The sequence below is a fragment of the Pseudomonas sp. BIGb0381 genome (assembly GCF_024809815.1).
Lineage (GTDB): Bacteria > Pseudomonadota > Gammaproteobacteria > Pseudomonadales > Pseudomonadaceae > Aquipseudomonas.
In genome coordinates, this window is record NZ_JANUEN010000013.1 from 78447 (window position 1) to 105258 (window position 26812).

Annotated in this window: 27 protein-coding genes; 12 read left to right on the forward strand and 15 right to left on the reverse strand. The window is 59.7% G+C overall.

All coding sequences use genetic code 11. The features are described from left to right. The first annotated feature begins 137 nt into the window (after positions 1–137). The 7 genes from cyoA to M2397_RS27055 all read left to right on the forward strand — a co-directional run bounded on the left by cyoA (position 138) and on the right by M2397_RS27055 (position 7005). Positions 138–1079 (forward strand): ubiquinol oxidase subunit II, encoded by a 942-nt coding sequence (gene cyoA, locus M2397_RS27025; RefSeq protein ID WP_027607622.1) that lies wholly within the window; start codon positions 138–140, stop codon positions 1077–1079. A 3-nt stretch (positions 1080–1082) separates the two neighbouring features. Then, positions 1083–3101 (forward strand): cytochrome o ubiquinol oxidase subunit I, encoded by a 2019-nt coding sequence (cyoB, locus tag M2397_RS27030; protein WP_167656676.1) that lies wholly within the window; start codon positions 1083–1085, stop codon positions 3099–3101. 3 nt (positions 3102–3104) lie between these two features. Then, positions 3105–3731 carry a cytochrome o ubiquinol oxidase subunit III gene (locus tag M2397_RS27035; RefSeq protein WP_010206435.1) on the forward strand — a complete coding sequence of 209 codons (627 nt, stop codon included), beginning with the start codon at positions 3105–3107 and terminating at the stop codon, positions 3729–3731. After that, positions 3731–4072 (forward strand): cytochrome o ubiquinol oxidase subunit IV, encoded by a 342-nt coding sequence (cyoD, locus tag M2397_RS27040; protein ID WP_065925996.1) that lies wholly within the window; start codon positions 3731–3733, stop codon positions 4070–4072. Before M2397_RS27035 ends, cyoD begins: the two co-directional genes overlap by 1 nt. An 11-nt stretch (positions 4073–4083) precedes the next feature. Then, positions 4084–4971 (forward strand): heme o synthase, encoded by an 888-nt coding sequence (gene cyoE, locus M2397_RS27045; protein ID WP_027607620.1) that lies wholly within the window; start codon positions 4084–4086, stop codon positions 4969–4971. Between the two features lie 103 nt (positions 4972–5074). Continuing rightward, the gene (queC, locus tag M2397_RS27050) at positions 5075–5773 is read left to right on the forward strand and encodes a 7-cyano-7-deazaguanine synthase QueC (RefSeq protein WP_145338499.1); all 699 of its coding nucleotides are present in this window, start codon (positions 5075–5077) and stop codon (positions 5771–5773) included. 149 nt (positions 5774–5922) lie between these two features. Further along, the gene (locus M2397_RS27055; protein ID WP_145338498.1) at positions 5923–7005 is read left to right on the forward strand and encodes a pyridoxal phosphate-dependent aminotransferase; all 1083 of its coding nucleotides are present in this window, start codon (positions 5923–5925) and stop codon (positions 7003–7005) included. 48 nt (positions 7006–7053) lie between these two features. Here the strand turns inward: M2397_RS27055 and M2397_RS27060 are convergent, their stop codons facing one another. The 8 genes from M2397_RS27060 to M2397_RS27095 form a co-directional block, all read right to left on the reverse strand. Further along, positions 7054–7770: a hypothetical protein gene (locus M2397_RS27060; protein ID WP_259244780.1), complete on the reverse strand. Its 717-nt coding sequence runs from the start codon at positions 7768–7770 to the stop codon at positions 7054–7056. 130 nt (positions 7771–7900) lie between these two features. Next, on the reverse strand, positions 7901–9151 hold the full coding sequence (locus tag M2397_RS27065) for an aspartate aminotransferase family protein (protein ID WP_259244781.1): 1251 nt from the start codon (positions 9149–9151) through the stop codon (positions 7901–7903). A 148-nt stretch (positions 9152–9299) separates the two neighbouring features. Continuing rightward, positions 9300–10313: a diguanylate cyclase domain-containing protein gene (locus tag M2397_RS27070; protein ID WP_167656672.1), complete on the reverse strand. Its 1014-nt coding sequence runs from the start codon at positions 10311–10313 to the stop codon at positions 9300–9302. Between the two features lie 136 nt (positions 10314–10449). Continuing rightward, positions 10450–12348 carry an alkaline phosphatase D family protein gene (locus M2397_RS27075; RefSeq protein WP_259244782.1) on the reverse strand — a complete coding sequence of 633 codons (1899 nt, stop codon included), beginning with the start codon at positions 12346–12348 and terminating at the stop codon, positions 10450–10452. Positions 12349–12468: 120 nt separating this feature from the next. Then, entirely contained in the window at positions 12469–12669 is a 201-nt protein-coding gene (locus tag M2397_RS27080) for a hypothetical protein (RefSeq protein ID WP_131700280.1), read from the reverse strand. 186 nt (positions 12670–12855) lie between these two features. Further along, positions 12856–15099, reverse strand: coding sequence for an ATP-binding protein (locus M2397_RS27085; RefSeq protein ID WP_259244783.1), 2244 nt, complete (start codon positions 15097–15099; stop codon positions 12856–12858). After that, entirely contained in the window at positions 15096–15710 is a 615-nt protein-coding gene (locus M2397_RS27090) for a biliverdin-producing heme oxygenase (protein WP_167656669.1), read from the reverse strand. Before M2397_RS27090 ends, M2397_RS27085 begins: the two co-directional genes overlap by 4 nt. Positions 15711–15906: 196 nt before the next feature. After that, the gene (locus M2397_RS27095) at positions 15907–16287 is read right to left on the reverse strand and encodes a response regulator (RefSeq protein WP_131700283.1); all 381 of its coding nucleotides are present in this window, start codon (positions 16285–16287) and stop codon (positions 15907–15909) included. Positions 16288–16484: 197 nt separating this feature from the next. Between M2397_RS27095 and M2397_RS27100 the strand changes: the two genes are divergently transcribed. After that, positions 16485–17027: a demethoxyubiquinone hydroxylase family protein gene (locus M2397_RS27100; RefSeq protein WP_259244785.1), complete on the forward strand. Its 543-nt coding sequence runs from the start codon at positions 16485–16487 to the stop codon at positions 17025–17027. 43 nt (positions 17028–17070) lie between these two features. Then, positions 17071–17445, forward strand: a complete 375-nt coding sequence (locus M2397_RS27105; RefSeq protein WP_131700284.1) for a cytochrome c family protein — start codon at positions 17071–17073, stop codon at positions 17443–17445. Here M2397_RS27105 and M2397_RS27110 read toward each other — a convergent pair whose 3' ends face one another. Genes M2397_RS27110 through M2397_RS27130 form a run of 5 tightly spaced genes read right to left on the reverse strand, consistent with a single transcriptional unit; the run spans position 17446 to position 22167 of the window. Further along, the gene (locus M2397_RS27110) at positions 17446–19467 is read right to left on the reverse strand and encodes an LTA synthase family protein (RefSeq protein WP_259244786.1); all 2022 of its coding nucleotides are present in this window, start codon (positions 19465–19467) and stop codon (positions 17446–17448) included. Beyond that, positions 19467–20066 carry a hypothetical protein gene (locus M2397_RS27115; RefSeq protein WP_145338492.1) on the reverse strand — a complete coding sequence of 200 codons (600 nt, stop codon included), beginning with the start codon at positions 20064–20066 and terminating at the stop codon, positions 19467–19469. The genes M2397_RS27110 and M2397_RS27115 overlap by 1 nt, the downstream gene beginning before the upstream one ends. Next, a complete protein-coding gene (locus tag M2397_RS27120; RefSeq protein WP_259244787.1) occupies positions 20066–21334 on the reverse strand; it encodes an exo-alpha-sialidase in 1269 nt (422 codons plus the stop codon). Before M2397_RS27120 ends, M2397_RS27115 begins: the two co-directional genes overlap by 1 nt. 21 nt (positions 21335–21355) lie before the next feature. Continuing rightward, the gene (locus M2397_RS27125) at positions 21356–21901 is read right to left on the reverse strand and encodes a cytochrome b/b6 domain-containing protein (RefSeq protein WP_259244788.1); all 546 of its coding nucleotides are present in this window, start codon (positions 21899–21901) and stop codon (positions 21356–21358) included. After that, positions 21901–22167, reverse strand: coding sequence for a PepSY domain-containing protein (locus tag M2397_RS27130; RefSeq protein ID WP_048722823.1), 267 nt, complete (start codon positions 22165–22167; stop codon positions 21901–21903). The genes M2397_RS27125 and M2397_RS27130 overlap by 1 nt, the downstream gene beginning before the upstream one ends. 147 nt (positions 22168–22314) lie before the next feature. On the opposite strand from M2397_RS27130, the gene M2397_RS27135 reads away from it, so the two are divergent. From M2397_RS27135 to M2397_RS27145, 3 genes are all read left to right on the forward strand, one after another. Then, a complete protein-coding gene (locus tag M2397_RS27135; RefSeq protein WP_259244789.1) occupies positions 22315–22977 on the forward strand; it encodes a response regulator in 663 nt (220 codons plus the stop codon). After that, the gene (locus tag M2397_RS27140) at positions 22974–24326 is read left to right on the forward strand and encodes a sensor histidine kinase (RefSeq protein ID WP_259244790.1); all 1353 of its coding nucleotides are present in this window, start codon (positions 22974–22976) and stop codon (positions 24324–24326) included. The genes M2397_RS27135 and M2397_RS27140 overlap by 4 nt, the downstream gene beginning before the upstream one ends. 125 nt (positions 24327–24451) lie before the next feature. Continuing rightward, complete coding sequence (locus tag M2397_RS27145) at positions 24452–25003, forward strand: hypothetical protein (RefSeq protein ID WP_259244791.1); 552 nt, start codon at positions 24452–24454, stop codon at positions 25001–25003. 582 nt (positions 25004–25585) lie between these two features. On the opposite strand, the gene M2397_RS27150 is transcribed toward M2397_RS27145, so the two are convergent. Then, a complete protein-coding gene (locus M2397_RS27150; protein WP_032885644.1) occupies positions 25586–25957 on the reverse strand; it encodes a PH domain-containing protein in 372 nt (123 codons plus the stop codon). A gap of 24 nt (positions 25958–25981) precedes the next feature. Then, the gene (locus M2397_RS27155) at positions 25982–26311 is read right to left on the reverse strand and encodes a hypothetical protein (RefSeq protein ID WP_131700292.1); all 330 of its coding nucleotides are present in this window, start codon (positions 26309–26311) and stop codon (positions 25982–25984) included. Between the last annotated feature and the right edge of the window lie 501 nt (positions 26312–26812).

The following is a 26812-nucleotide window of genomic DNA, read 5'->3' on the forward strand; positions in this document are numbered from 1 at the left end:
CAGGCTCGTGAAGCGTACCTATATGACGTGACGGGCAGGCTCTTATTCAATCGAAGAGAAATGCCAACCCTTGGCAGGGTGAAGTGTTGGCGATCAAAACCCAACTGCATTGCGCAAGCTGCTTTAGAGGTCGTGAGATGAGTAAAAACAGGTACCCCCGATTACTAGGCTTTTTGCCGCTGCTTGGCATGATGTTAATGCTGGGAGGCTGCAAGTGGACCTTGATGGACCCGAAAGGACAGATCGGTCTGGATCAACGAAACCTGATCATCACTGCCACCCTGCTGATGCTGTTGGTCGTGGTGCCTGTGATCATCATGACCTTCGCCTTCGCCTGGAAATACCGCGCGTCGAACACCAGCGCGACCTACGCGCCGAAGTGGTCGCACTCCACCAAGATTGAAATCGCGGTGTGGCTGGTTCCGATCCTCATCATCATCGCCCTGGGTTACATCACCTATAAGTCGACCCACGAGCTGGACCCGTACCGTCCGCTGGAGTCCGACGTCAAGCCGATCAACATCGAAGTGGTCGCGCTGGACTGGAAGTGGCTGTTCATCTACCCGGACCTGGGTATCGCCACGGTTAACCAGATCCGTTTCCCGGAAAACACCCCGCTTAACTTCCGGATCACCTCCGACGCCGTGATGAACTCGTTCTTCATCCCAGCCCTGGGCGGTCAGATCTACGCGATGGCCGGCATGCAGACACGCCTGCACCTGATCGCCAACGAAAAAGCTGAAATGGAAGGCATCTCCGCGAACTACAGCGGCGCTGGCTTCACCGGCATGAAATTCAAAGCGATCTCGACGAGCCAGGAAGATTTCAACGCCTGGGTAGCCGAAGTCAAGGCCGCACCTAAACAGCTTGATCAAGCTGAATACGATGCCCTGACCAAACCAAGCCAGAACAACCCAGTCGCCCTGTACTCCGCGTATGAGCCGAACCTGTTTCAGAAAATCGTCGACAAGTACGAAGGTATGAAACCAGGCAAGCCGGTCAAGCACGAGAAGAAAGAAGTGGCCGCGGTTGAAGGTTCTGACACGGGCTCGCATTCAACTGCTGGGGCAGAGGAGTAAACGATGTTTGGTAAATTAAGTTGGGATGCGGTCCCGTTCCACGAGCCGATTGTGATGATTACCATCGCCATGATCGCGCTGGGTGGTCTGGCACTGTTTGCAGCAATCACTTATTTCAAGAAGTGGACCTACCTGTGGACCGAGTGGTTGACGTCGGTCGACCACAAGAAAATCGGCGTGATGTACATCATCGTTGCCATGGTCATGCTGCTGCGCGGTTTTGCTGACGCCATCATGATGCGTACCCAGTTGGCCATGGCCACCGAAGGTTCGCCTGGCTACCTGCCGCCTGAACACTATGACCAGATCTTCACCGCCCACGGTGTGATCATGATCATCTTCATGGCGATGCCTTTCTTCACCGGCCTGATGAACCTTGCGGTGCCGCTGCAGATCGGTGCGCGTGACGTTGCCTACCCGTTCCTGAACTCCCTGAGCTTCTGGCTGCTGGTTTCCGGCGTGGTGCTGATCAACGTGTCCCTGGGCGTCGGCGAGTTCGCCAAGACCGGTTGGGTTGCGTATCCGCCACTGTCTGGCTTGCAATACAGCCCTGGCGTGGGTGTGGACTACTACATCTGGGCGCTACAGTTATCAGGACTCGGGACGACGCTGACGGGGGTCAACTTCCTGGCCACCGTCCTGAAAATGCGCGCCCCTGGCATGAAACTGATGGACATGCCGATCTTCACCTGGACCTGCACCTGGGCAAACGTGCTGATCGTGGCTTCGTTCCCGATCCTGGCCGCTACCATGGCGCTGCTGTCGCTTGACCGTTACCTGGATTTCCACATTTTCACCAATGAACTTGGTGGCAATCCAATGATGTACGTGAACCTGTTCTGGGCATGGGGTCACCCTGAGGTGTACATCCTGATCCTGCCGGCGTTCGGTATCTTCTCCGAAGTGATCTCGACCTTTACCGGCAAGCGCCTGTTCGGTCACCACTCGATGGTTTACGCATCGGGCGCAATCTCTGTACTGGGCTTCATGGTGTGGCTGCACCACTTCTTCACCATGGGTTCGGGGGCCAGCGTCAACGCCTTCTTCGGCCTGGCGACGATGCTGATTTCCATCCCGACGGGGGTGAAGCTATTCAACTGGCTGTTCACCATCTACCACGGTCGTCTGCGCATGACCAGCCAGGTCCTGTGGACCCTGGGCTTCATGGTGACCTTCGCTATCGGCGGCATGACCGGTGTACTGCTGGCCATCCCGGGCGCTGACTTCGTGCTGCACAACAGCCTGTTCGTGATCGCTCACTTCCACAACGTGATCATCGGTGGTGCTGTATTCGGCTACATCGCTGGTTTCAGCTTCTACTTCCCGAAAGCGTTCGGCTTCAAGCTGCACGAAGGCTGGGGCAAGGCTGCATTCTGGTTCTGGATCTCGGGCTTCTTCGTCGCGTTCATGCCGCTCTATGCACTGGGCTTCATGGGCATGACCCGTCGTCTGAACGCCACCACCAACCCTGAGTGGGTACCGTACCTGTACGTCGCCATGTTCGGTGCAATCATGATCGCTGTGGGCATCGCCTGCCAGTTGATCCAGCTGTACGTGAGCATCCGTGACCGTAAGCAGAACGCTTGCGAATCCGGCGACCCATGGAATGGCCACACCCTGGAATGGTCGACCTCGTCGCCACCACCGTTCTACAACTTCGCGGTGATCCCGACTGCGAACACCATCGATGCGTTCACCGAAGCCAAGGAAGACGGTACTGCGTACCAGCAACCTAAGCACTACGAACCGATCCACATGCCAAGCAACACCGCCACTGGCGTGGTGATGGGTGCGCTGTTGACCGTGTTCGGTTTCGCGATGATCTGGCACATCTGGTGGCTGGCAATCGTGAGCCTGGTGGGCACCATCGGCTACTTCATTGTCCACGCAGCACGTGATGATCAAGGCTACATGGTGCCGGTCGAAACGATCGAGCGCATCGAAGCCGAGCAGCACGCTCGCCTGGTCGCCGAGAAGAAAATCCCGGCCAACCGTGTAGAAACCTCGTTGGAACAGGCTTAAACCATGTCGAACTTAGTGACCAATGCTGGACACGCCCATGTCGATGACCATGGGCATGATGACCATCACCACGACTCGGGGCCGATGACCGTTTTCGGTTTCTGGCTCTACCTGATGACCGACTGCATCTTGTTTGCGTCGATCTTCGCGGTGTACGCGGTACTGGTAAACAACGTTGCGGGTGGCCCGTCGGGCCACGACATCTTCGAACTGCCTTACGTGCTCGGCGAAACCGCCTTGCTGTTGTTCAGTTCGATCACCTACGGCTTCGCCATGTTGGCCTTCTATAAGGGCAACAAGAAAGGCGTCCTGAGCTGGTTGGCACTGACCTTCCTGTTCGGCCTGGGCTTCATCGGCATGGAGATCAACGAGTTCCACCTGCTGATCTCCGAAGGCTACGGCCCGCACCGTTCCGGCTTCCTGTCGGCGTTCTTCACGCTGGTAGGCACCCACGGTCTGCACGTAACTGCCGGCCTGCTGTGGATGGCGGTGATGATGTATCAGGTCAATAAACACGGCCTGACCAACACCAACAAGACTCGCCTGAGCTGCCTGAGCCTGTTCTGGCACTTCCTGGACGTGGTCTGGATCTGCGTCTTCACCGTTGTTTACCTGATGGGGACTCTGTAATGGCTAATGCACACTCCCATGACCATGACAGCCATGATGCGAGCCACGGCAGCGTTAAGTCGTACGCCATCGGCTTCATCCTGTCGGTAATCCTGACGCTCATCCCGTTCGGTCTGGTGATGTACCCGACCCTGCCGAAGTCGATCACTTTGATGATCGTGCTGGCGTTCGCGGTGATTCAGGTTCTGGTTCACCTGGTGTACTTCCTGCACCTGGATCGCTCTAAAGAGCAGCGCGATAACGTGGTTGCGTTCGTGTTCGCAGGCATAGTAATCCTGCTGCTGGTTGGCCTGTCGATATGGATCATGTTCAGCATCCATACGTTCATGATGGCGAAGTGAGGTAAGACCCGATGTCGCTTAAGCACTTTATCCAAATCACCAAACCGGGGATCATTTTCGGTAACGTGCTTTCTGTGGCGGGCGGTTTCTTCCTGGCCTCCAAGGGACATGTCGATCTGGCCATCTTCCTGGCTGCGATGATCGGTACGTCCCTGGTGGTGGCTTCCGGCTGTGTCTTCAACAACTGCATCGACCGTGACATCGACATCAAGATGGAGCGCACCAAGAATCGCGTGCTGGTCCAGGGCCTTATCTCCCTGAAACTGGCGCTGATTTTCGCGACCGTCCTGGGTGTTGCCGGTGTGGCGCTGTTGTACCAGGTGGCCAACCCGCTGGCGGCGTTGTTTGCCGTGATCGGTTTTGTCATCTACGTCGGCCTCTACAGCCTGTACCTCAAGCGCAAGTCGGTTCACGGCACGCTGGTGGGCAGTCTGTCGGGGGCGATGCCGCCGGTGATTGGTTATGTGGCTGTGACCAATAGCTTCGACATGGCTGCGCTGGTGCTGCTGGTGATGTTCAGCCTGTGGCAGATGCCGCATTCCTACGCCATCGCGATCTTCCGCTTCAACGACTACCTGGCTGCTTCGATTCCGGTCCTGCCGGTCAAGCGTGGCATCCAGGTCGCCAAGAAACACATCCTGCTCTACATCCTGGCCTTCCTCGTGGCGACCTTGATGTTGACCTTCAGTGGCTACGCCGGCATGAGCTACCTTGCCGTCGCCGCGGCCATGGGCATGTACTGGTTGTACATGGCCTGGACCGGCTACAAGGCGGTGGACGACACCGTCTGGGCGCGCAAGCTGTTCGTGTTCTCGATCTTCACCATCACCGCTCTCAGCGTGATGATGTCCCTGGATTTCCAAGTACCGAAAGAGCTGTTGCTGACCTACGCACACTGAGTGTCCGAGTAGTAAAAAGGCCCCGCCTTCGAAAGAAGCGCGGGGTTTTTTATTGAGTGAGCTTTAAACTACGACCCAACCCTACCCCGGCAGGAAGCAAGTGATGAGTAAAAAAGCCGTTATGGTGTTCAGTGGCGGTCAGGATTCGACGACCTGTCTGATCCAGGCGCTGCCGCTGTATGACGAAGTGCACTGCATCACCTTCGATTACGGTCAGCGTCATGTGGCGGAAATCGAAGTCGCCCAGCAACTGGCCAAGCAACTGGGGGCCACCGTTCACAAAGTGATGGACGTGTCCCTGCTCAACGAACTGGCGATCAGCAGCCTCACCCGCGACAACATCCCGGTGCCGACCGTGAACAGCTCCGGCGAAAGCCTGCCGAGCACCTTCGTGCCGGGCCGCAATATTCTGTTTTTAACCCTGGCGGCTATCTACGCGTATCAGGTCAAGGCCGAGACGGTGATCACCGGCGTGTGTGAAACCGACTTCTCCGGCTACCCCGATTGCCGTGATGAGTTCGTCAAAGCCTTGAACCAGGCCCTCAAGCTGGGCATGGAGTACGACGTGCGCCTGGAAACCCCGTTGATGTGGCTGAACAAGGCTGAGACCTGGGCACTGGCGGATTACCACCAGCAACTGGACCTGGTCCGCGAGCAGACCCTGACCTGCTACAACGGCGTTATCGGCACCGGCTGTGGCGAATGTGATGCGTGCAACTTGCGTGCACGTGGCTTGAATGACTACCTGCAGAACAAAGCAGCGGTCATGCAGGGCCTGAAGCGGAAGTTACAGCTGAACTAACCCCGACACGCACCAGAAAAAAGCCCCGTCTTCGCAAGTCGTACGGGGCTTTTTCATGGCGGCTCGGTTAAATCATTCGTTCCTTGTCTCGTCATACCCTTCTATACGAGCTGTGCGAATCCATCACCCGCCTACAAGGAGTAGTCACCATGGTCAGCGTTAGTCGTCGGTCCCTTCTCGCCCTGGGCGCCGCCCTGCCTTTGCTCGGGCGCCTGGATTGGGCGGTCGCCGCGCCCGCGCCGGCCAACGCTGACAAGGTACTGCTCAACTACAACGAAAGCCCCTACGGCCCCTCGACGGCGGCCCGCGAAGCGATGCAGCGCGGCATCGCGACAGCCGGGCGGTATCCGTACAAACACATGTACGCCTTGGCCGGCTTGTTTGCCCAGCAGCACGGGATTGCCGAAGAGCAGGTGGCGGTGTTTGCCGGCTCCATGGCCGCACTGCGCTACGCGGTGCTGGCGTTCACCAGCGAAACTCGCGGCCTGGTGATGGCCACGCCGTCCTACGAAGTACCGCGCCAGGCCGCCGAGTCCCGTAAGGCGCCGGTGCGCGAAGTGGGCCTTAATGCCGACCACGCCCATGACGTCCCCGCAATGCTCGCCGCCGATCCCCAGGCGGGGATGCTCTATGTATGCAATCCCAACAATCCGACTGGCACCATCACCTCCACTGAGGCTATTCGCCAGGCGCTGACGAACAAACCCAAGGGCAGCGTATTGGTGGTGGACGAGGCCTACATCGACTTTGCCGACACCCCAAGCGTGGTGAGCTGGGTCAAGGAGCATGACGACCTGTTGGTATTGCGCACCTTCTCGAAAATCTACGGCATGGCCGGCGCCCGTCTGGGCCTGGCGATCGGCCACCCGGCGCTGCTGGAACGGCTGGCGGTGTTCGGCGGTGACAATGTGCCGGCAGGTTCATCCTTGCTCGGCGGACTCGCCAGCCTGGAAGATGTGAAGCTGCTGCCACAACGCAAGGCGCTCAATGCCCAGTTGCGCGATGAAACAATCACCTGGCTCAAGGGCCGTGGCTTCACCTGCACGGCCTCCCAGGCCAACTGCTTCATGATCAATGTGAAGCAACCGGCCGAGCAGGTCATCGAGAAACTTGCCACGCAAGGCGTACTGATCGGGCGGGTGTGGAAAAACTGGCCGCAGTGGGTGCGCGTGACGGTGGGGAGCAAGCGGGAGATGGAGCGGTTTCGCGAGGTGTTTGCGGCGACGGTCTAGCGCCGATGTGGGAGGGGATTGCTCCCTCCCGCATTCAGTTCAGTGGTATCACTGTTGCGCGATGCTGTAACCCTCAAACGCCGTCTGCTGTTGCAGCGCAGTAATCACGCTCTTGCGGCTCAGCGGCTGCTCGACGCCGGCGTTATCCACAAAGCTTTCAACCTCCAGCTCGGCTTCATCGCCTTCGCCTACAAAGCTGAAACCCAGGAACTCGAACGCCTCACGGTCGACGTTCAACCGCGAGCGTGGCGTGCGCAGCGGCAGAGTGATGCTGATGCCGTCCTTGCTGATCACAAACACTTCGGCTTCTTTTTTGGGGCGAGCTGCCTTGCCTTTGCCGGCGCTTGGGTTGCTGATGGCCTGGTGAGACTGGTTCAGCACTTTGAGGGCCAGCCCGTAGACCAGCTCCTGAAACTGCGGATCATCCTTGAAGCTCGACAGGATGCGGCTGATGGAGAACTTGCTGCTCAGGTCTTCAAGGGCGATGTTGTCAGCGGCTTCGGCGTCCTTGAGCTGCTTGAGCTGGCCCATCAGGTCGTAGGCCTTGTCGTCGTCGAAGGCGTCGTGGGCCTGGCGGATGGCGACGCGCAGTTCGCGGATCTGGTCGCTTTCCTTGGAGGTGTGAAAGGCGTCCAGCACCATCTCGCTGATGATCTTGGCGGCTGGCACATGCTGTGAAAGATTGATGGCGTTTTCGTATTCAGCTTTGGCGTGCAAGGCGACTACGGATTCTTCGGCGGATTGTTCGGTGTAAGAATCGGACATTGAAATTTCACTACTTCAGTAAACGGGAGACAAAAAAGCGTCGCGCATTTTCAGCGGGGAGGGAGGTCAGGTCAAGGCAGCACAATGCCCTTATCGCGGAGCAAGGCTGCCGACCGGCGGAGGCGGGGGGTTAAACCAACTGCTTGAGGCACGCCTGGAGAATATCCAGTCCTTCTTCCATTACCGCAGCCTCAATGGTCAGCGGTGCCAACAGGCGGATGATGTGCCGCGACTTGCCGCTGGGCATCAACAGCAACCCGGCGTCTCGCGCCAGGCTCAGCAATTGGGTCAGTTGCCGGGGCGCGGGCGTGCCGTCGGCGTTGGTCAGTTCGATGCCGCGCATGGCACCGACGCCGGTCAGGCGGCCCAGGTACGGCGACAGGTGCTGCGAACGCCAGGCTTCATAGCGGCCGACGATCGCTGCTTCCTGCCGCGAGCCCCAGGCCTGCAAATGTTCATCGGTCATTGCATCGAGGGTGGCCAGCGCCGCTGCGCAGGCGATGGGGTTGCCGGAGTACGTCCCGCCCAACCCGCCTTTGGGCAGGTTATCCATCAATGCCTTGCGCCCGACCACCGCACCCAGCGGTACGCCGCCGGCGATGCTTTTGCCCAGCAGGATCAAATCCGGCTCGATGCCCAGGCGTGAGAAGGCGAAACGCTGGCCGGTGCGACCGAAGCCGGATTGGATTTCATCGGCAATCAGCAGAATGTTTTTCTCATCGCACAAGCGCCGCAACGCCTGGGCGAACTCGATATCCAAGGCGAGGAAACCCCCTTCGCCCTGCACCGGCTCGATGATGAAACAGGCGACGTCATTGACGTCGATTTCCACGCTGAACAGGCGGTCCATGGCTTTCAGCGCTTCAGCGCAGCTCACGCCGTTATCGGCGCTGGGGTAGGGCAGGTGATACACCGGGCCGGGCAGTACGCCGACCTTTTGTTTGTAGGGCGCCACCTTGCCATTGAGGTTGAGGGTGGCCAGGGTGCGGCCGTGGAAGGCACCGTCAAAGGCGATCACCGCCGTGCGGCCGGTGGCGCCGCGGACGATCTTCAAGGCGTTTTCTGCAGCTTCTGCGCCGCTGTTGGTGAGCATGCCGCTGACGGGGTAGTCCACCGGGATAAACCCGGCCAGGCGATCCATCAGTTCGATGTAGGGTGTGTGGGGCGCGGCGTTGAACGCATAGTGGGTCAACTTCGTCGCCTGTTCACGAATCGCCGCCACCACGCCCGGGTGGCAATGGCCAAGGTTGAGCACGCCGATCCCGCCGACAAAATCGATATAGCGTTTGCCCGTGGTGTCCCAGACCTCGGCGTTCCTGCCATGGCTGAGGCTGATGGGGTGAACGATGGAAATCGACTGGCTGATGGTTTCGCGGCTCATGAATCTCGGACTCGGCAGTGGCGGGCGTGTTTTTATCTAAGCCGTGGGCCAGGCTCTGCCGCAAACGAAATAAAGTCGCCGGGTCATTCCAAATCGGAAGAGCTGTTGCCAAAAGCTCGTTTTTGGCAACGTCGTAGCCCCGTCGATGCTACGTCGACACCCCATCCTTGCCCGCCGCCTTGGCGCGATACAGCGCCTGATCGGCACGTGCCATAAGGGCGGCGGGGGACTCATTCATACGGCGCTCGGCCACACCCAGGCTCAGGGTGACGTGGAGGTTGCTGCGCGTCGGAATCTTGCGCATCGTCTGGCAGATGTTTTCGGCCAGTGCCGTGGCGGTTTCCAGCGAGCTTTTGGGCAGCACCACCATGAACTCATCGCCTCCCCAGCGGGCCAGCAGGTCGCCTTGGCGAAGGCAGCTTTCCAGGCATTCCACTACCTGCAAAAGGGTTTGGTCGCCCACGCCGTGGCCATGTTGGTCATTGATCGGCTTGAAGTCATCGATATCCATCGCGATCAATGCCATTGGCAGGCGAAAACGCTGGGCACGGTCGCACTCTTCCAGCAGGACTTTTTCCAGGCGGTAGCGGTTGGCAACGAGGGTCAATGCATCCCGTTCGGCCAGGGAGCGGTTTTCGTCCAACTGCAATTGCAACTGCTGATTGACCCGTGACAACTCGCGCGTGCGCTCGGCCACCAGCGCCTCAAGGGATTGGTTGCGCCGCTCCAGCTGTTCGACGGAGCACTTGCGTGTATGAATATCGCGATGGGCGCCCACCATCCGCGCCACCGAGTCATCGGCGTTACGTGCAATCACGTAGCCCCGGTCTTCGATCCACAGGTAGCTGCCGTCTTTTTTGCGGCAACGGTATTCGATTTGATAATGGGGGGCGCGACGGTTGATGTAGTCATCAAACAGCGTCATCACTTGGGGGTAGTCTTCCGGGTGGATGACGGTCTCCCAGGTGAACACGCTGTTTTCGAGGGAGTGGCGGGGGTAGCCCAGCATTTCGTACCAGCCTGGGTTGCGGTAGACGAACCCGGTATTGGCGTTCCAGTCCCAGATTCCGTCGCTGACCAGCTCCAGCACGGTATGCAGCATGTCGGCGTTGAGGTGAGAGAAATCACTCTTCAGGTTGCCGTCGTCGGAGGTATCGTCCATCTGCGCGCTCCTTGCATGGGCTGGCGTCCAGGGCCAGCCATATTGATGCCGATACTCCGTGGCTGGGGCTACTGTACAACGGGGCTTGTGCGCTTTGAATAGGGCGGATGGCCGGTTATAGAGGGGTGGCAATAGGCTATTGTTTCGGCGCCATCATCCTCGTCCGAGCTTTCCCATCCGCGTTGTGCTGGTAAATCGTTTCCGGCTGGCCGTGTTCATTGAAAAACACCTGGCTAATCCCCGCCGAATTCCATAGCCGCTCACCCGCTTCGGCATGCTCCGGAATATGCGGTACTACCTGCATGGTGCGGCGGCGAGTGAACCAGTTGAGCGGCGACCGCGGTGAGTACAGCCAGCGGTTGAGGCGGTCGAACCATTCCAGCAATCGCGCTGGGAATTCATTCTTGATGCCGCTGCTGGTGATCTGCCAGATCCTGGGGCCGGCGTTGCGATGGCGGATCAGCACTTCATAGACGAACGAGTAGTGCACGTCGCCCGAGAGGATCACGTAGTTACCGGGTGTACGCGAGTGTCGGAAGATGTTGAGGATCACCTGGGCCGCGCCGCGATGGGCCATCCAGTTTTCCGCGTCCACCAGCAAGGGGTGGCCGCACCAACTGAAGATTTTCTGCACAGTCTCGATCAGCTTGACGCCAAAGATCGGCGCGGGGGAGACGATGATGGCCGAAGGGTGGTCGAGCAGTTCCTGTTGCAGTTCGCTCAAGGCTTCCCAGTCCAGCAGGCCGGACGGTTGTTTGAGGGTGAATTCGCTGCGCCAGCGCCGGGTGCGGGTGTCGAGTACCACCAGGGCCGGGGTGGTGGGCAGCACGTAGTGCCACTGCTGGAACTTCAGCAGCGCCGCGAGTAAATCATCCTGTGCCTGGGCGTCCAAGTGATCGTTCTGCGCTTGGGTGGCCAGTGCCTGGGTGTGGCCCACCAACTCATCAAAGGCGTCCGGGTTATTACCCCAGCCTTGGCACAACAGGTACGCAAGCAGGGCGTTACCGATGATGCGTGTGGAGAACGGATGGCCGTAGGCGGTTTCTTCCCATTGCGCGCTGAGGTTCCAGTCGTCGGTAATGTCGTGATCGTCGAAGATCATCAACGTGGACAGATGGGCGAATACCCGCGCCACGCCCGGCAAGCCATCGCGAAATTTATCCACCTGCACCTGTTCGCGGGCATAGCGCGCAGCTTCATCGGCGTTCAGTTGCGGTGGCTGTAGGGTGATCAGTGACCAGGGGGTAGGTGACCACACCAGCAGGTACATCGCCATGACCTCGGCGAACGTCACCAGGTGATTGTCGGCGGTGCTGCTGGTGAAAATCGGCTTTTTCACGCCGCCAAAAAAACGTTCGCGCAGGGTCTCGTTGCTGTCCAGCGCAGGTAGCAGATCCGCGCGGTTGTAGTAGCTGGCGTGATGCCCGTAAAGGCTGGCGCTGTCGTCTACCACGGCGCCTTCCAGGTACTCATCGAACAGGCCCAGACGCGCAATCAGCCCATGGATCGCCCGCAACATCGGGCCGGCGACATCGTCGGCGTACACCTGGTCGCCGCTCATCATCAGCAAAGCTGGGCGGTCGGCTGGGGTCTGTGCATCGGCCAGCAGGCGATCGAGGCAGAGCAGGCCTTCGTCGGCCTTGTGGTGAGGTTTACGGCACGAGCCGTGTACCAACTGATGGATATGGCTGTGCAGTACGAAACTTGGGCATCGCGTGTCGGCGTACAGCAGGTGCGGTGCCCACTCGGCAATGCCGGCATCGTCGACCAGCAGGTCATAGTTGATGACCACGTCCTGTGGCAGCGCCTCGTCCAACCGTACATCAATCAGATGGATAAACGCCTGGCGCCCCACTGGCACGATCTGGCACTGGTCCTGGCCCAGGGGTATTTCCAGGCTCCGTTCGGCACAGTGCAGCTTCAGGGTCAGGGGCAATGCCCGGCTTCCCACCAGCCACAGCACCAGGCGCCGGGGTTCCAGGCGCCGCAGCAGAGGGCCGGCGAGTACGGCGGGCAATGTGTCGGGATGTGGCATGCAGTAACAGGCTCCGGCCAGGGTTGAACCGGCAAGGTTAGCGCAACGGATGTCAGTGTTTTGTTAAGGCGCGGCGGTCAGTAAAGAAGAAGGGCAGTGTGCTGCCCTTCTTCCTACGGTTTAGAGCAGGTTTCCTCTGCCCAGGCTGTCCAGGCCGCCACTTCCGGTTCGGCGGTTGCGCGCCGAACCGTCGGCTTCTTGAGGCTCCAGTTGCGACTGAGGTGCTTCGATGCTGCGCTTCTTGCGTTGGAGGGTTGCATCATCCTGTGGCGCAGTGGGGTATTGAGGGGGGAGTTGTACGGCGTTGATGGAGCTGATCATGGACGTGTCCTTCTCTCTATTAATCGTGGGTTACTTCGCCCCTTGGCGCGAAGTGGCGCCAAACTTATAGAGCCAGGAGAAGGTGAGCTATAAACGCCCTGCTGCAAGATATGACGGCGGTTGGCAACCGGCTTCAGACGTCATCCCGCCATTTTTGCGTGGCGAGCAGGCTCGCCACAGGAGCGGTCAGGTATGGGAGTCCTCGATCACTCTCGGCACGGTAAAGCGGAACTCACTGCCACGTCCGACTTCACTCTCGGCAACGATTTTGCCGCCATGGGCTTGGACTATCCCCTGGGTGATATACAGCCCCAGACCCGTACCGGTGGGGTTGTTTTCGGCCTGGGTCCAGTAGCGATCAAACACATGCGGCAATTGCTCAGGCGCAATGCCTTCACCGGAGTCGCGCACCGAAAACACGATCTCTTCACCATTGCTCAATGCGCTGATGCCGATATGGCCTTGGCGCGGGGTGAACTTGATGGCATTGCCAATCAGGTTCGACAGCACCTGAAACAATCGCTCCGGGTCGCCGTTGATCTGCAGGCCAGGCTCGGCGTTGAACGACAGGTCGATGCCTTTTTCCATCGCCAGTGGCGCCAGCAGGGAATAGGCCTCTTCGAACATTTGGCTGACGTCCAGGGCCACCCGTTTGACCACATAGCGTCCGGCCTCGATTTTCGAGGTGTCGAGCAAATCTTCCAGCAATACGTTCATGCGCCCGGCGGCCTGTTGCATGGTGTCGATGGCCGAGGAAATGCGGCGCGATGTGTGCGGGCCGTCGGAGCTGAAAGCCTTTTGCATCATGCCGCAGAGCATGGAGATTACCGTCATCGGGTTGCGCAGGTCGTGGGATACCACCGCCACCAGGTCATCGCGGGCACGCACGGCTTGTTGCTCGCGCAGCACCTGGCGGGCCAGATCGTTTTCCAGGGCCGAGCGGCGCAGGTCATTGGCTGCGAAGAGGTCGCCGTGGCTCCATTTGGTGGAGATACCGGCCATTTCCACTTTCCAGATTTCAAACGAGGTGCGTGGGCGAAGGCGCAGGCCGGCGTTGGAGTTTTCCAGGGCCAGCGGCTTGTTCGGGTCGCCGCTCCAGTTGATGCTCTCTTTCACTTCCGGGCGGAACCACAGCACGCCGTTATCCACAGGCTTTGGCAGGCTCATTGCCAGGACACCACTGGCCACCTGTTGAAATTCGGCAGCTGGCGGGTAGACCGACACCAGGTTATGGCTGGAAAACACCGGCTCGCCGCTGTCTTGCAACCACTTGTGCAATGCACGGATCTGAGCGGGTTCCGGGCAGTTGCCGTAGCGGTGCAGTTGCTTGTCTTCGATGATCGCCACGCCGCTGGACAAGGTCAGGTCCATCAGCAACTGGCCTTGTTGGGCCAAGCCGTCGAACACGTTTTCTTCCGAGGCCTTCATCGCTTGATCAAGCTTGGCCAAGGCCTCGATTTTCTCTTCACGCTGACGGCTCAGGTCCAGGGCTTCCATGGCGCTGATCTGCAATGACAACACCTGGCCGATGGTCTGGCAGGTGATGCGCAAGTCATTGGGCACCAACAGTGGTTCGCGGTTGCCGCAACTGATCAGGCCCCAGAGTTTGTCGCCCTTCATCAGCGAAATGCTCATGGACGACAACACTCCCATGTTCTGCATGTACTGGCAGTGAATCGGCGACACGCTGCGCAGGGTGGCGAAGCTCAAGTCCAGCGGTTCACCGGTATCCGGGCGCAGTTTGGGCAGCAGTGGCACCGGCTCGTAGGCGGCGTTCGGGATGATGCGCAGCCAGTTGGTGCGATACAGCTCGCGGGCCTGTTCCGGGATGTCGGACGCAGGGAAGAAGAGGCCGTTGAACAACTCCATGGACGGTGCCGACGCTTCGGCGATCACCTGACCATGGCCTTCCTCTTCGAAGCGATAGATCAACACCCGGTCGTAACCGGTCATGGCCTGGATTTCAGTCACGCTGATTTCGTACAGCGCTTGCAGGGTTTTCGCTGATTGCAGACGTTGCAGCATCTTGCCCAAGTCACTGCTGCGCCCCTTCAGCGCCCGTGGCCGGAAGTCCTTGAGCCGCGGCTCGAACTCCAGCACCAGCACATCCTGATGGCGGTGCAACAGGCCTTCGAACTCGGCGCCGTTGAACGTGACATGCAGCGGCTGCGCATCGACAAAACTGTTGTGTTCCGCCATGACCTGCACGGCCTGGGCATGCTCGGCACCCACCAGCGTGTGCAGCGGCTGACCCAGCAACGACTCGGGGTCGCGGTTGAACAAAGCGGCGATGTTGGCACTGACTTGAATGATGTTCAGGTCGGGTTCCGACAGTGTCAGCAGCACGCCGTGGGGTTGGATCGCCCCCGGAAAGCGGATGGGCTCGTCGGCACAGTTGGCAAGCAGCTCTTCAAAGTCTTCGGGTTTCATAGCAGTACCTCCTGGCTGTCGAGCCATTGCTCAAAGCAGCTGAATGTCGAACGTGCCGCGTTCACCGCACGCTGTTTGGCTGGCGCGTCCAGCGGCTGACGGCCCAGATAGTCGAGAAAATCCTTCCAGCGCCGACCGGTCTCGGCACCGTATACATCGAGGAACGCACCGCCGTTATCGGCGTCCAGATCCAGGCGCAGGGCCATTTCCCGGCGCAATACCTGGCCGCCCAAGGTTGCGCCTTCCAGCACATACAGGGCGCCGAGGCAGGCTGCGGGGGTGTCGAAGGAGGGCAGTTGCACACAGTGTGGCAAGGCATTGATCGCGGGGGCATCCAGGCCAAGGGCGTGAAGATCGTCTAACAGGGTCGGTGTTTTCACACGCAGCGCCGGGTCGAAGCCTTCAGGGATGAAGTCGCAGCCGTACAGCGCCGCTTCCATCGGTCCATAAAACCCGTAATACGCCTGGATCAAGCGCTGGTACCAATCGGCATCCAGGTGCTCGGAAAAAAACGGCAGGCGTTTTTCCAGCGCTACGTGCAATAGGCCAGTGCCTGCGCGCAACGCTTCCAGCAATGAGGGCGTACCACCATCATGGGCCTGTGAATGCATTCAATGAGCTCGAACTGTGGGCCTTTCGGCCATGAATGACGCGTTAAAAAAGGCGACGATTCTACACAACACGTAAGCATCAGCTGAACGCACAAAGCGAAAAGGCTGACCAGTGGATCAGAAAAGTCGCTCCCTGCTTAATTAAGTGACCATAAGGCCAGCTGTGAAGTTCGGCATAAATGATATCGCGACGCTATCAATGCATGGACGACCCCTGCTGGGTCAACGCGGTTTGCACGCACTCAAGTAGATGTTCGGTGCTCCACGGCTTGGGCAGGAACCGCACGGAGCCTCCCAATTGCTCCGCGAGTCTGGCGTTTCCCGAGGTGAGCAATACCGGCACCGACGGCCAGCGGTGTGCAACTACCCGGCTGAGGTCATAACCGTTGAGCAACCCCGGCATCTGCACATCGCTGACAATCAAATCCACCGGGTCATCGCCACGCTCCAGGTAAATCATCCCTTCATCGGCCGAAGGGAAAGAGGTCACCGTCGCGCCGAAATCCTCCAGTACATCCACCATCAACGACCGAATGATCTCGTCGTCTTCCAATACCAAAATCGATGGCTGAGCCATGATCGTTACTCCACCATCAGGGTTCAGTAGGGTGGAGTGGAATAGGGTTAGATAGGTTCTATTGGATCTGCACGGGGCGATGGGTGGTCGATTCGAGGGTCTAGGTTGCGCATTTGCGCGGTGGTACGGCACGATACCGGCGCTCTGCAACCAGGATCTGCCCGAACCCCACGGGCCCTCGCACAAGGTCGTCAACCGTGAACGCTTCCGCTGCCCCCTTGATCGACCCGAACCTGGGTAACCGCATGATCAAAGTCGACCACGCCGGCGAACATGGCGCGATCTGTATCTACAGTGGCCAGCTGTTTATGGCGCGGTTGTTCGCCCCCGGCATGGTGGGGGAGCTCCAGGAGTTCCTCGCCCACGAGCGCCGCCACCGCGCCGTGTTTCAGGCTGAGTTGCAACGGCGAGGCTACCGACGCTGCCGCAGCTACTGGCTGTGTGGCCTTGGTGGGCTGGTGCTGGGCCTGCTCACCGGGGTGTGCGGGCGCAAGGCTATCGCCACCACCACCGTGGCGGTGGAAAGCGTGGTGCTCAAGCACCTGGCTCATCAACTTCACGCTTTACGCGACGTAGACCCGCTGGCCGTGGCGGCCATTGCCTCCATCGTCGAAGAAGAACAACACCACCACGATCACTCGGCAGCGCAGATTGATGTTCGCGACCCTTGGTTTCGTGCGCTGACGCCGGTGGTTACGGCGTGGACCGAAGCGGTGATCTGGATGGGCATGCGCTCCTGACAAACAGGCATAATCGCCGGCAACGCCCGATGTGGAGTCACCTATGAAGTACGTCCTACTGACCCTCGCGCTCATCCTCAACACCGGCACGGCTAATGCGGCCGGCGATGCCGAGGCTGGCGCCAAGCTCTTCAGCAAGACCTGCGGCGGCTGCCACAGCGTCGGCGAAGGCGCGCGCGGTGGCTTTGGCCCGGAGCTCAACGGCATCATCGGCCGACCCGCCGGTACCACCGCCGACTATCAATATTCGGACGCGATGAAAAACTCCGGCGTGGTCTGGACTCGCGACAAGCTGGCGGCCTATATCGAAGCGCCAAAAAAGGTGGTGAGTGGTACGCGCATGATTTTCTGGGGCATCAGCGACCCGGAAAAAATCGACAACATCCTGGCGTACCTTGAGACGTTCCAGCCCAAGTAATCACTCACGCACATTCCTGAACAGCATCAACCGCGCACTTTCATGCAGCCCACGGGTCAGCGCCTGCAAACGCTGAAATTCCTCGGGGTGCTGCGCGGCCACATCGTCACGCGGGGTGAGTGATGCCAGGTCATGCAAGGTCGGAGAGCTGCCGTCGTATTGCATCTGCAGCAGGAAGTCCTGGGTCACGCCGCCGATGATCGGGAAGGTGCCCTCGCGCAACACCAGCGGCACCACGCGTTCGCCCTCGGGCGCCGGTTGCTGGATGTCCCGGCCCATCGCGCCATTGCGAAACGGTACGCCCGCCATGCCGGCGACGGTGGGCAGCAGGTCGGCCAGCCCCACCGCTTCTTCGATCACCCGGGGCTCAAGGCCGGGGGCGTGGATCAACAGCGGCACGTTGTTACTTTCCAGGCCCAGCTGTTCGAAGGCCGGCGCCATGTGCGGGATCTGGCTGATGCGGGTGTTGTGGTCACCGAAGAACACAAAAATGCTGTTGTCGTAGTAGCCGCCGGCCTTGGCGATGTCCATCAGCCGGCCGATGTTGTAGTCCAGCAGGCGCACGGCGTTGTACTGCTCGACACTGCGGGAACCCGCGGCCTGGGCCTGTTCCAGCGTCACGTCGCTGAGCTGGAAGCCATCGTTGTGCTTGGGGATGGTGAAGGGGCGATGGTTGCCGGAGGTTTGCAGATAGGCGAAGAACGGCTGGTCCTTGGGCACCGCGCTTAACAGCCCGTCAGCTTCCTTGAACAGGTCCAGGTCGGAAATCCCCCACACGTCCACCCGTGGCGATTGCCAGTCGCTCTCCTCGAACAGTTGCACATCGTCGATGCTCTGGCGGATCAGTGCATTGATATTCGCCCAGCCGGCGTTGCCGCCGATCATGTAGAACTTCTGGTAGCCCTCGAATGCATTGATCAACGTGTGTTGCCGAGTGATCAGCGGATTGCGCGTGGCGGTCTCCTGGCGGGTGACGTCGGGCACACCGGTGATGCTGGCCCATACGGTTTTGGCTGTGCCGGTGACGGGGACGTAGAAGTGTTTGAAGAACCAGCTTTGCGTCGCCAGTTTATCCAGGTTCGGCGTGGGGTTGAGCGGGTTGCCATAGGCACCCACGGCGCTGGTGCCGAGGGATTCGAGCATCACGAAAATCACGTTGGGCGGGCGCTCGCCGGCCAGTCGATAGGGCTGTACGCCTTGTTCGCGGATGAAGTTCAGGGACTGGGCATCGGGCTGGGCCACGCCCAGGTACTGGGCGACGTGCGGGTAATACTCGCGAACCTGGGCTTCATCGAACTGCGATTGGCCGACCTTGAGCGTGTCATACAAAAACAGCACCGGGTTCAGGCCCACGGCGGCCAGTTGGCTGTTGCCGGAAAAGAACGCATCGCTCCAGCGCAGGGGCACCGGGTTCTCCAGGTTGAGATGGGCGACACGGCCGAGCAGGGCCAGCAGCACCGCGACGACGCCCATCACACTCACCACCGTCAGTGTCGGCTTGCTGATAGCGGCGGGCGCTCGATCCAGGGTCAACCGCTCCAGGCAGACCAACGCCCAGACCCAAAGCGCCACCGCCGCGAGCCAGCTGGCGGTTATCCACAGCACTGGGTAGGTTTCCCACACCATCTGTTGGGAAATCTGCGGGTCTTGCAGGTAGCGCAGCACCGTCGCATTGATACGCACGCCGAGGTAGGCGTAGTGGCCGAAGTCGATGATGTACACCAGCCCCACCACTGCCAGTGCGATGACCAGATAACCGCGCGCCAGCCAACGCAGGGCCGGCAGGGTGGTGAGGTTCCAGCGCGGCAACCATGCCACCACGGCCAGAGGCAGCAGGATCAACACCGCCAGGCGCAGGTCGAAACGCAGGCCGATACCCAGGGTTTCCAATAGCGCCGGAGTGTTCAAGTCAAGGCCGGAAAAACCCAGCACAAACACCAGCCGCAACGCAGCCAGCAACACAAACACCAACCCGATCGCGCCCACGCCGTAGCGCAGGCGGCGTGATTGCAACGCACTCATCATTGACCCCTGTGCCATTTCAAAAGAGGGCGCCAGGCGGCGCTGATCAGCAGCCCCGCGCCGGCGATCAGGCAGTAACCGGTCAGCAACGGGTCGACCAGATAATCCCAATAGTTTTCTGACGCCTTGAGCCGTAACGCAAAAGCCAACGTGCCCATCGCCAACATCCACACCGACAGCGTATTACGCCGCCACAACATCAACAGTGCGGCCGCTGCCGCCAGGACGATCATCGGCCGCGGGTTGTAGCCCCAACGGTACGGGTCGAAGTAGGTCAGGCCCAACGTGGCCGGATACAACACCAGGCTCAACAGGCCAAACAGCAGCAACATCTGTACCTGATGCCGGCGAGCAAGCGGCTGCACGACGCCCAGACGGCTGAGCACGACCCAGGCCAACAACACCAATGTGCTGATCGCCAGGTCATCGGTAAAACTGCGCACATACGCCGCCAGCGGCAGCTCGTTGACCGGGATAAAACTGACCGCCACCAGCGCCGGCAGCAGCCATGGCCGCCAGGGTGCGGTAAACCTGAGCGTGCTTAACAGCACAAACCCCAGCAGCACAAAACTCAAATGGGCCTGCCACAGAGAAACCATCACAGACGTTCCGCCAGCCAGGCTTCGTTGAAGCTGACATGTTTGATAAAGGTGTTATTCCACGAGTACACCAAGTGGTACATGCCGTCCGGGCTGCGGCTGAAGTACGGGTACTCGTATTCGAAATCGCAGCCCCGGGGTTTGCACACGCGGTAGTCGAGGTTGCTGAGAAAGCGCTGTTCCAGCGGCAGGCGTTTGGCGCCGCTGGAGGCGCGGAAGCCTTCGCCGATGATTTCTTTATAGGCCTCGGGGGAGAAGGGTTGGCCGAGCGGGTCGGGTGATTCATCCAGTTGCGCCACGGTGCGCCATTGGCTGAGCTGGGCGTCGGTGCCGTAGAGACTGAGCTTGAAGCGGCCATCCTGCAGGTCGTTGAGGGCCACGAGTAACCCGTCATCTACCGTGCCCACCGCCGCCAACGACGAATTGGGGTTGGCCGGTTCCAGCGGGTACGGCTCGCTCCAGGTTTGCCCGGCGTCTTCGGTGCGGCTGGCCAGGACGCGGTGGTGGGTGTCGCCGGCGTAGCGCAACATCGCCACCGCGCGCTTGCCATCCAGCGGCACGATGGTCGGTTGCAGGGAGTTCTTGCCGCGGCTGATGCGGAATTTATCGATCACCGCGCCGTCGGCGCTCAAGTACAGGTACTCGGCAAACTTGCCCATGAACTCGTGGTACACCGGCAGGCCGATGGAGCCGTCGGCGTGGAACACCGGCGCTGCGCGCACCAGCGTACTGATGTTGAAAAACGGAGAGGTCACCAATTGCCGGGGCGCCGACCAGTTGGTGCCGAGGTCATCCGACACCATCAGGTTGATCGCACTGGTGGCCCAGCCGCCGACCGACACCGAGACATAAAACATCCACAGGCGTTTATCCGGCCCCAGGGCGATCACCGGGTTGCCGAGTTTGCGGATATAGCGCTGGGTGCCGTCGCGGGTGCTTTCCCGCGTGGCCAGCACCTGCTCGGTGCCCCATTCGCCGCTGCGCGCATCGAAGCGTGCGGTGCGTACCTGCACATCGGCGGCGCCTTCGCGCGAACCGGCAAACCACACCGCCATCAAGTCGCCGCCGGGCAGGGCGGTGACCGAGGAAGAGTGCACAAAGTCCGTGAGCTGCGAAGACACAAAACGGCTGGTGTACTGTGGCGCCGCCGCCACCTTCATGGTGTTCGGCGCCACTTGGGCAAAGGGGGCCAGCACATGGGGCGGGTGGCTTAGCCACGCGGCCACGAAGACGGCGAGCAGGCTGCAGATCAGTAAGGCGGAGCGCATAGAGGACCTGTCGAGAAAGGATTACTGCGCACGTTCATCCGGCAGGCGCTTCCTGCGACCGGTGAGCATGGATAGCGGCAGGTTGTCCCGCACCTGGATACTTTCAAACACCGCGGCCAGCACATGGATGCACACCAGGCCCAGCAGCACATTGGCGGCGGTCTCATGGATTTGCAGGGGCCAATCGGCGCCCCACAGGGCATCCACTTCCTGCATCAAAAAGCCGCTGATGCCGATGGTCAGCAACGCCAGCAACATCAACAGCATCACCAGCGCACCGATGGGCGAATGGCCCAGGCGATGCTGCGGGCGGCGGTTGAGCAGCGAGCGCAGATGGGTTTTCAAGCGTTTCGGGGTCGGCCAGAAGTCCGCCCAGCGTGCGCTGCGCGGCCCGATGAATCCCCACACCGTTCGTACCGGCAGCCAGGCCATGGCGTAATAGCCCAGCCAGACATGCCAGTCGTCGCCCGCTTCGTTAAAGAAGTAATTGGCGACAAAGACCCCGGCGATCGACAGATGAAACAGCCTTACCAACGGGTCCCACAGGCGCAGGGATTCGCCTGGCATCAGCCTTTGATCTCAGTCTTCACAGCCTTGCCGGTCACCGGATCGTGGTAGATCTCGACCTTGCGCTTGTCCTTGTCGAAACCGTAGATCTCGTAGCAGTTGCCGTCGGTGACCTTGAACTTGCTGATCTCGTAGCCTTCGGCCTTGAGCTTGTCCTGGAAGGCTTTTTCGTCTTGCCATTGCGAGCGTTCGGCGGTGGTGCATTGCGGACCGGCAACGGCCAGGGGGCTGGCGATAATCAGGGACAGCAGGAGAATTTTGCGCATGGAAAAGCTCTCAGCAGATGTGGGAGATTTCACAATGCAAAATCAACCTTAGCGCAACCTTAGTTGGCAACGCGCGGTAACATCTTTGCCGAAATAGCCTCGGCCAGAACCCGGCATGATGCCGCCGATTCCCACAGAGACTTTGCTATGCGCCTACTCCTTGTCGAAGATGATCGTGCCCTTGGCCAAGGGATTCGCGTGGCATTGGGCGTTGAAGGCTACACCCTGGATTGGCTGCAGGATGGCGTTGCGGCCCTGTATGCCCTGCGCACGGAAAACTTCGATCTGTTGCTGCTCGACCTCGGCCTGCCGCGCCTCGATGGTCTGGATTTGTTGCAGCAACTGCGCGCCGAGCAGCGCGACCTGCCGGTGTTGATCCTCACTGCCCGCGACGGCACCGCCGAGCGCATCGCCGGTCTGGACGCCGGTGCCGACGACTACCTGGTCAAGCCCTTCGATGTGGAAGAACTCAAGGCCCGCGTGCGCGCCTTGTTGCGCCGCAGTCAGGGCCGCGCGCAACCGATGCTGGAACATGCCGGCGTCAGCCTCGATCCGGCCACTCAGCAAGTGCGGTATCTGGACGAGGACATCATCGTCACCCCCATGGAATACCAACTGCTGCACCAACTGATGGTACGCCCCGGCAAAGTGGTGACCCGCGAGCGCCTGTCCCGCGCGTTGTATGGCTGGCAGGACCGGGTCGAGAGCAACACCTTGGAAGTGTTGATCCACAACCTGCGTAAAAAGTTATCCACCGAGCTGATCCGCACCGTGCGCGGTGTTGGCTATGTACTGGCGCTTAAATCATGACCTCCGTGCGTGCACGCATCCTCATCCCTGTCCTGGTGCTGATCCTGTTGGGCGACGCCCTGATCAGCTGGCTGGTGTTGCGCGACAGCCACCACGAAATCGAGGAAGTCTACGACGCCCAACTCGCCCAAAGCGCGCGCCTGTTGCAAGGCGTATTGCGCCAGCGCGACCCTGGCGAAGCCGACTGGGACCGCCTGTACCAGGCCTTCGATCAGGCGATGAGCCGTGTCGGCGAGGACGGTGTCGCCCACCCTTATGAAACGCGGTTGACCTTCCAGGTGTGGCGCAGCGACGGCCAATTACTCGTACGCTCCGCTGAAGCGCCAGTGTTGGCCGCACCGCCGGCTACCCTCGGCTCCCACGACATCCTGGACAACGGCAACGACTGGTGCGCCTTTCTCCTTGCCGACCCGCAACAGGGCCTGCTGATCTGGGTGGGCGAGCGCGACGATATTCGTCAGGACGTGATCCAGCGCATCATGCGCCACACCCTCTGGCCCACCTTGATCGGCGTGCCGCTGCTCACTGTATTGATCTGGCTGGTGATCGGCTGGGGCCTCAAGCCCTTGCGCGCCATGGCCTTGTCGATTCGCGGGCGTAACTCCGACACCTTGCAACCGCTGCACCTCAAGCCGCTGCCCAGCGACCTGGAGCCGATGCAAACCGCGCTCAACCGCCTGTTGGTGCAAGTGGACGACCTGTTGGAACGCGAGCGCCGTTTCATCGCCGACGCCGCCCACGAACTGCGCACACCCCTGGCAATCCTGCGCATCCACGCGCAAAACGCCCAAAGTGCCGGCACCGAGGCTCAGCGGCGCGAAGCGTTGGACTTCCTGGTCAACGGCGTCGACCGCGCCACTCGCATTGGCAGCCAACTGCTGACCATGGCGCGCATCGAACCGCAGTTGAACAACCCCAAGCGCAGCCGCGTACAACTCACCGAACTGGTGCGCGAAGAACTCGCCGAACTGACACCGCTGGCCATGGAAAAAGGCGTGGAGTTGGTGCTGGAAGGGGATGAAGATTGCTGGCTCGAAACAGAGCCGATAGCACTGGCCATCGCCCTGCAAAACCTGGTGACCAATGCCCTCAACTTCTCCCCGCCGGGCAGCGAAGTGAAAGTGGTGATTGGTGCCCATTGCCTCAGCGTGGAGGACCAGGGGCCGGGCATTGATGAGGCGGAAATGGGGCGTTTGTTCGAGCGGTTCTACAGCCGTGGCAATGCCAATGGCGCAGGGCTGGGGCTGGCAATTGTGGAGATGATCGTGGGCAAGATCGGCAGCCGGCTGGCGCTGCATAACCGGGAGCAGGGCGGGTTGTGCGCGCGTTTGGTGTTTAACGAGGCCTGAAGCGATCACTGCTCAAATGTGGGAGCTGTCGAGCCCCTGCATCGCAGGTCGCTCCACTGCGGAACATTTTGTTTAATCACTGGTCCAGTTTTCATGATCTGTCACCCTGATAAGGACATCCTCCCGTGAAGCGAATCGCACTGCTCTCCCTCGCCCTGGCCCTGTGCGCCTGCCAATCCAACCAACGCGACTCATCCCCCAGCCTGCTCAAGGATGGTATTCAACTGCGCCAGAAAACCGTGACCGTCGATGCTGAGCACGCCAAAGTCATCATGAAAGCCTATGGCGGCACCGCTCCCGTCGAGTTCTCGATACGCCGCGAAGGCGACCCCGATGAACGCATGGAAACCCTCGGCACGGTGATGGATACAGGTGAAGGCCGCGTCTTCAACTGGATTGCAAAGCTCAACCAGACCGTAGCCAGCGCGGGGTTCAAGCGCTTCCCGCAGTTGGAGATCCAGGCAGATCCTGGCAAGAAGCTGACCGTCGCCAGTTCGTCCACCGACTCACGCCCTGGCATCTACGCCATTTGCGGGCCTCTGTTAAGTAGCTTCCAGCCTGAAAAGGGCAAGGTGTATCTGGTGGAGTTCCAGTTCAAACCTTCGTCGTGTGCGCAGCAGGTGTTTGATATTACGGATCCGGCGAGTCGGGTTCTGATTGTGGGGGGAGGGGAGTGAGGCGAAAGAGGGTTAGGTGGACGGCCGAACAAATGCGGATGCTGCGCTTGGAAGGGCCTGAAGGTTTGATAATTCCAGCACTCTCCGTCAGGGGCTTCGTCTGATCGTGCTTCAACCAGGTGGCCTGCGAACTTGATCAACTATTGAGCGCAATGCGCCAGAATTTTCGGTGTGGTTTGATTACCTTCCACAAGATTTTCGATAACTGGATTCTTTCGTTTACGTAGTCGGGTTGTGATGGTGACTCTTCTTAAAAGCAGCCTGGCTCACTTCTTTGTGTGGGGGGAGTGAGCCTACGAGGTGGGGCAAAGGGGGGGGAGTTGGCTTTGTTCGATGGTGGATGTGGGAAACTTCAGCTATTGAGTATGGTTTTTCTCAACTTGTTTGACGAGGTTGTGTGTAGTCAGCGGCGGTTTACTTTCACCAGTTCGTGATGGCGTAACCGCACTTCTTCAATCGTGGCAAACACTAGAAAGTCCGCTCGCAGCCGGCATTGCCGCGGCAGATTAATCGGGCTCGGTTCAACAGCGTGGATGACGATCAGTCAGCGTCATCGGTGATCTCCTGAAGCAAGCCCGCCGATCAAGTCAGCAGGTGCTTGGAGATCAGGCGGGAGATTTCGACAATCGAGGTCTTGCCGGTGAACTCAAATTTCACTTTTCCCAGCGACGAAAAGTAAATCTCCAGTTCCGAATCCAGGTCAAACGTCCCGGACGTTTCCACCGAGTACGCGACGATGTTTTTGTACGGTAGCGAGGTGAAGTCCTTCTTGCTGCCGGTGATGCCTTGCACGTTCACCGCGATGATGCGTTTGGTGGTGAATACCACGCCGTCGCGCATGGCTTTGTAGGCGTCGACGACTTCTTCGCCGTCCAGCAGCAGGGCTGCGACGCGTTCGGCGTATTCGTTGTTTTGTTTGAGTTTGAAGAAGCCTTTGTTGTTGAAGTCGATCATGTGACGGTCCTTGTGGTGAGTCGGTTATTGGATGGCTTTAAGGTAGTCCTTCAGTGCCACGAGCGGTGGGTTGAGTTCCTCCAGCGTGCTGACTTGCTGTACGTCGCTAGACAACCACTGCAACTCACGCCCCAGCACCGTATCGGCGCCACCCAAAGTGGTCAGCGCCTGCACCACACACTCATCTATCTTCAGCAGAATTCCCGACAGATCCCCCTGCCGCACCAGCAACCCAAATACCTCCCGCTCATACCCATCCATCACCAGGTCATCCCTCAACACCGGGCTGCCGCCGTCCTCCTCATGCACGAGCTTGAGTGCAAAGAGCGCAACAGCTTCCAGCGTCAATTCCATGGTGTCGGTTCCTCAGGGTTCGGGGCGGAGGGCGATGATCACTGTTCTGGGCGTGAAAAAAAAGACCTGGTGCGTACCGGGTTTCGGATGTTCTGCAGTATTGATGAGAACCCGTATGCGGCCGGCCTGACTTCACGGTTCGATGTCACTGACAACACGGCCGTGGTTCTTGGCTGCTGGCCAAGTACACCTTCTATATAGAAGCAATGACGCCCCCTTTAATAAGAAGGCCTTTATTGCGTCGTGGTGTGTGGGGCTTTTGTTAAGGAAAGTTTTTCCAGAAGGGGGTTGACCACGCAATTCAATACTGTATTATTCGCCTCCCGCTGACGAGAGATCGGAAGCGCAAGTGGTTGAAGTTGTTGAAGAAATCTTCGAAAGCTTCTGAAAATAATCACTTGACAGTAAATGAGGCTGCTGTAGAATGCGCGCCTCGGTTGAGACGAAAGCTCTTAACCAACCGCTCTTTAACAACTGAATCAAGCAATTCGTGTGGGTGCT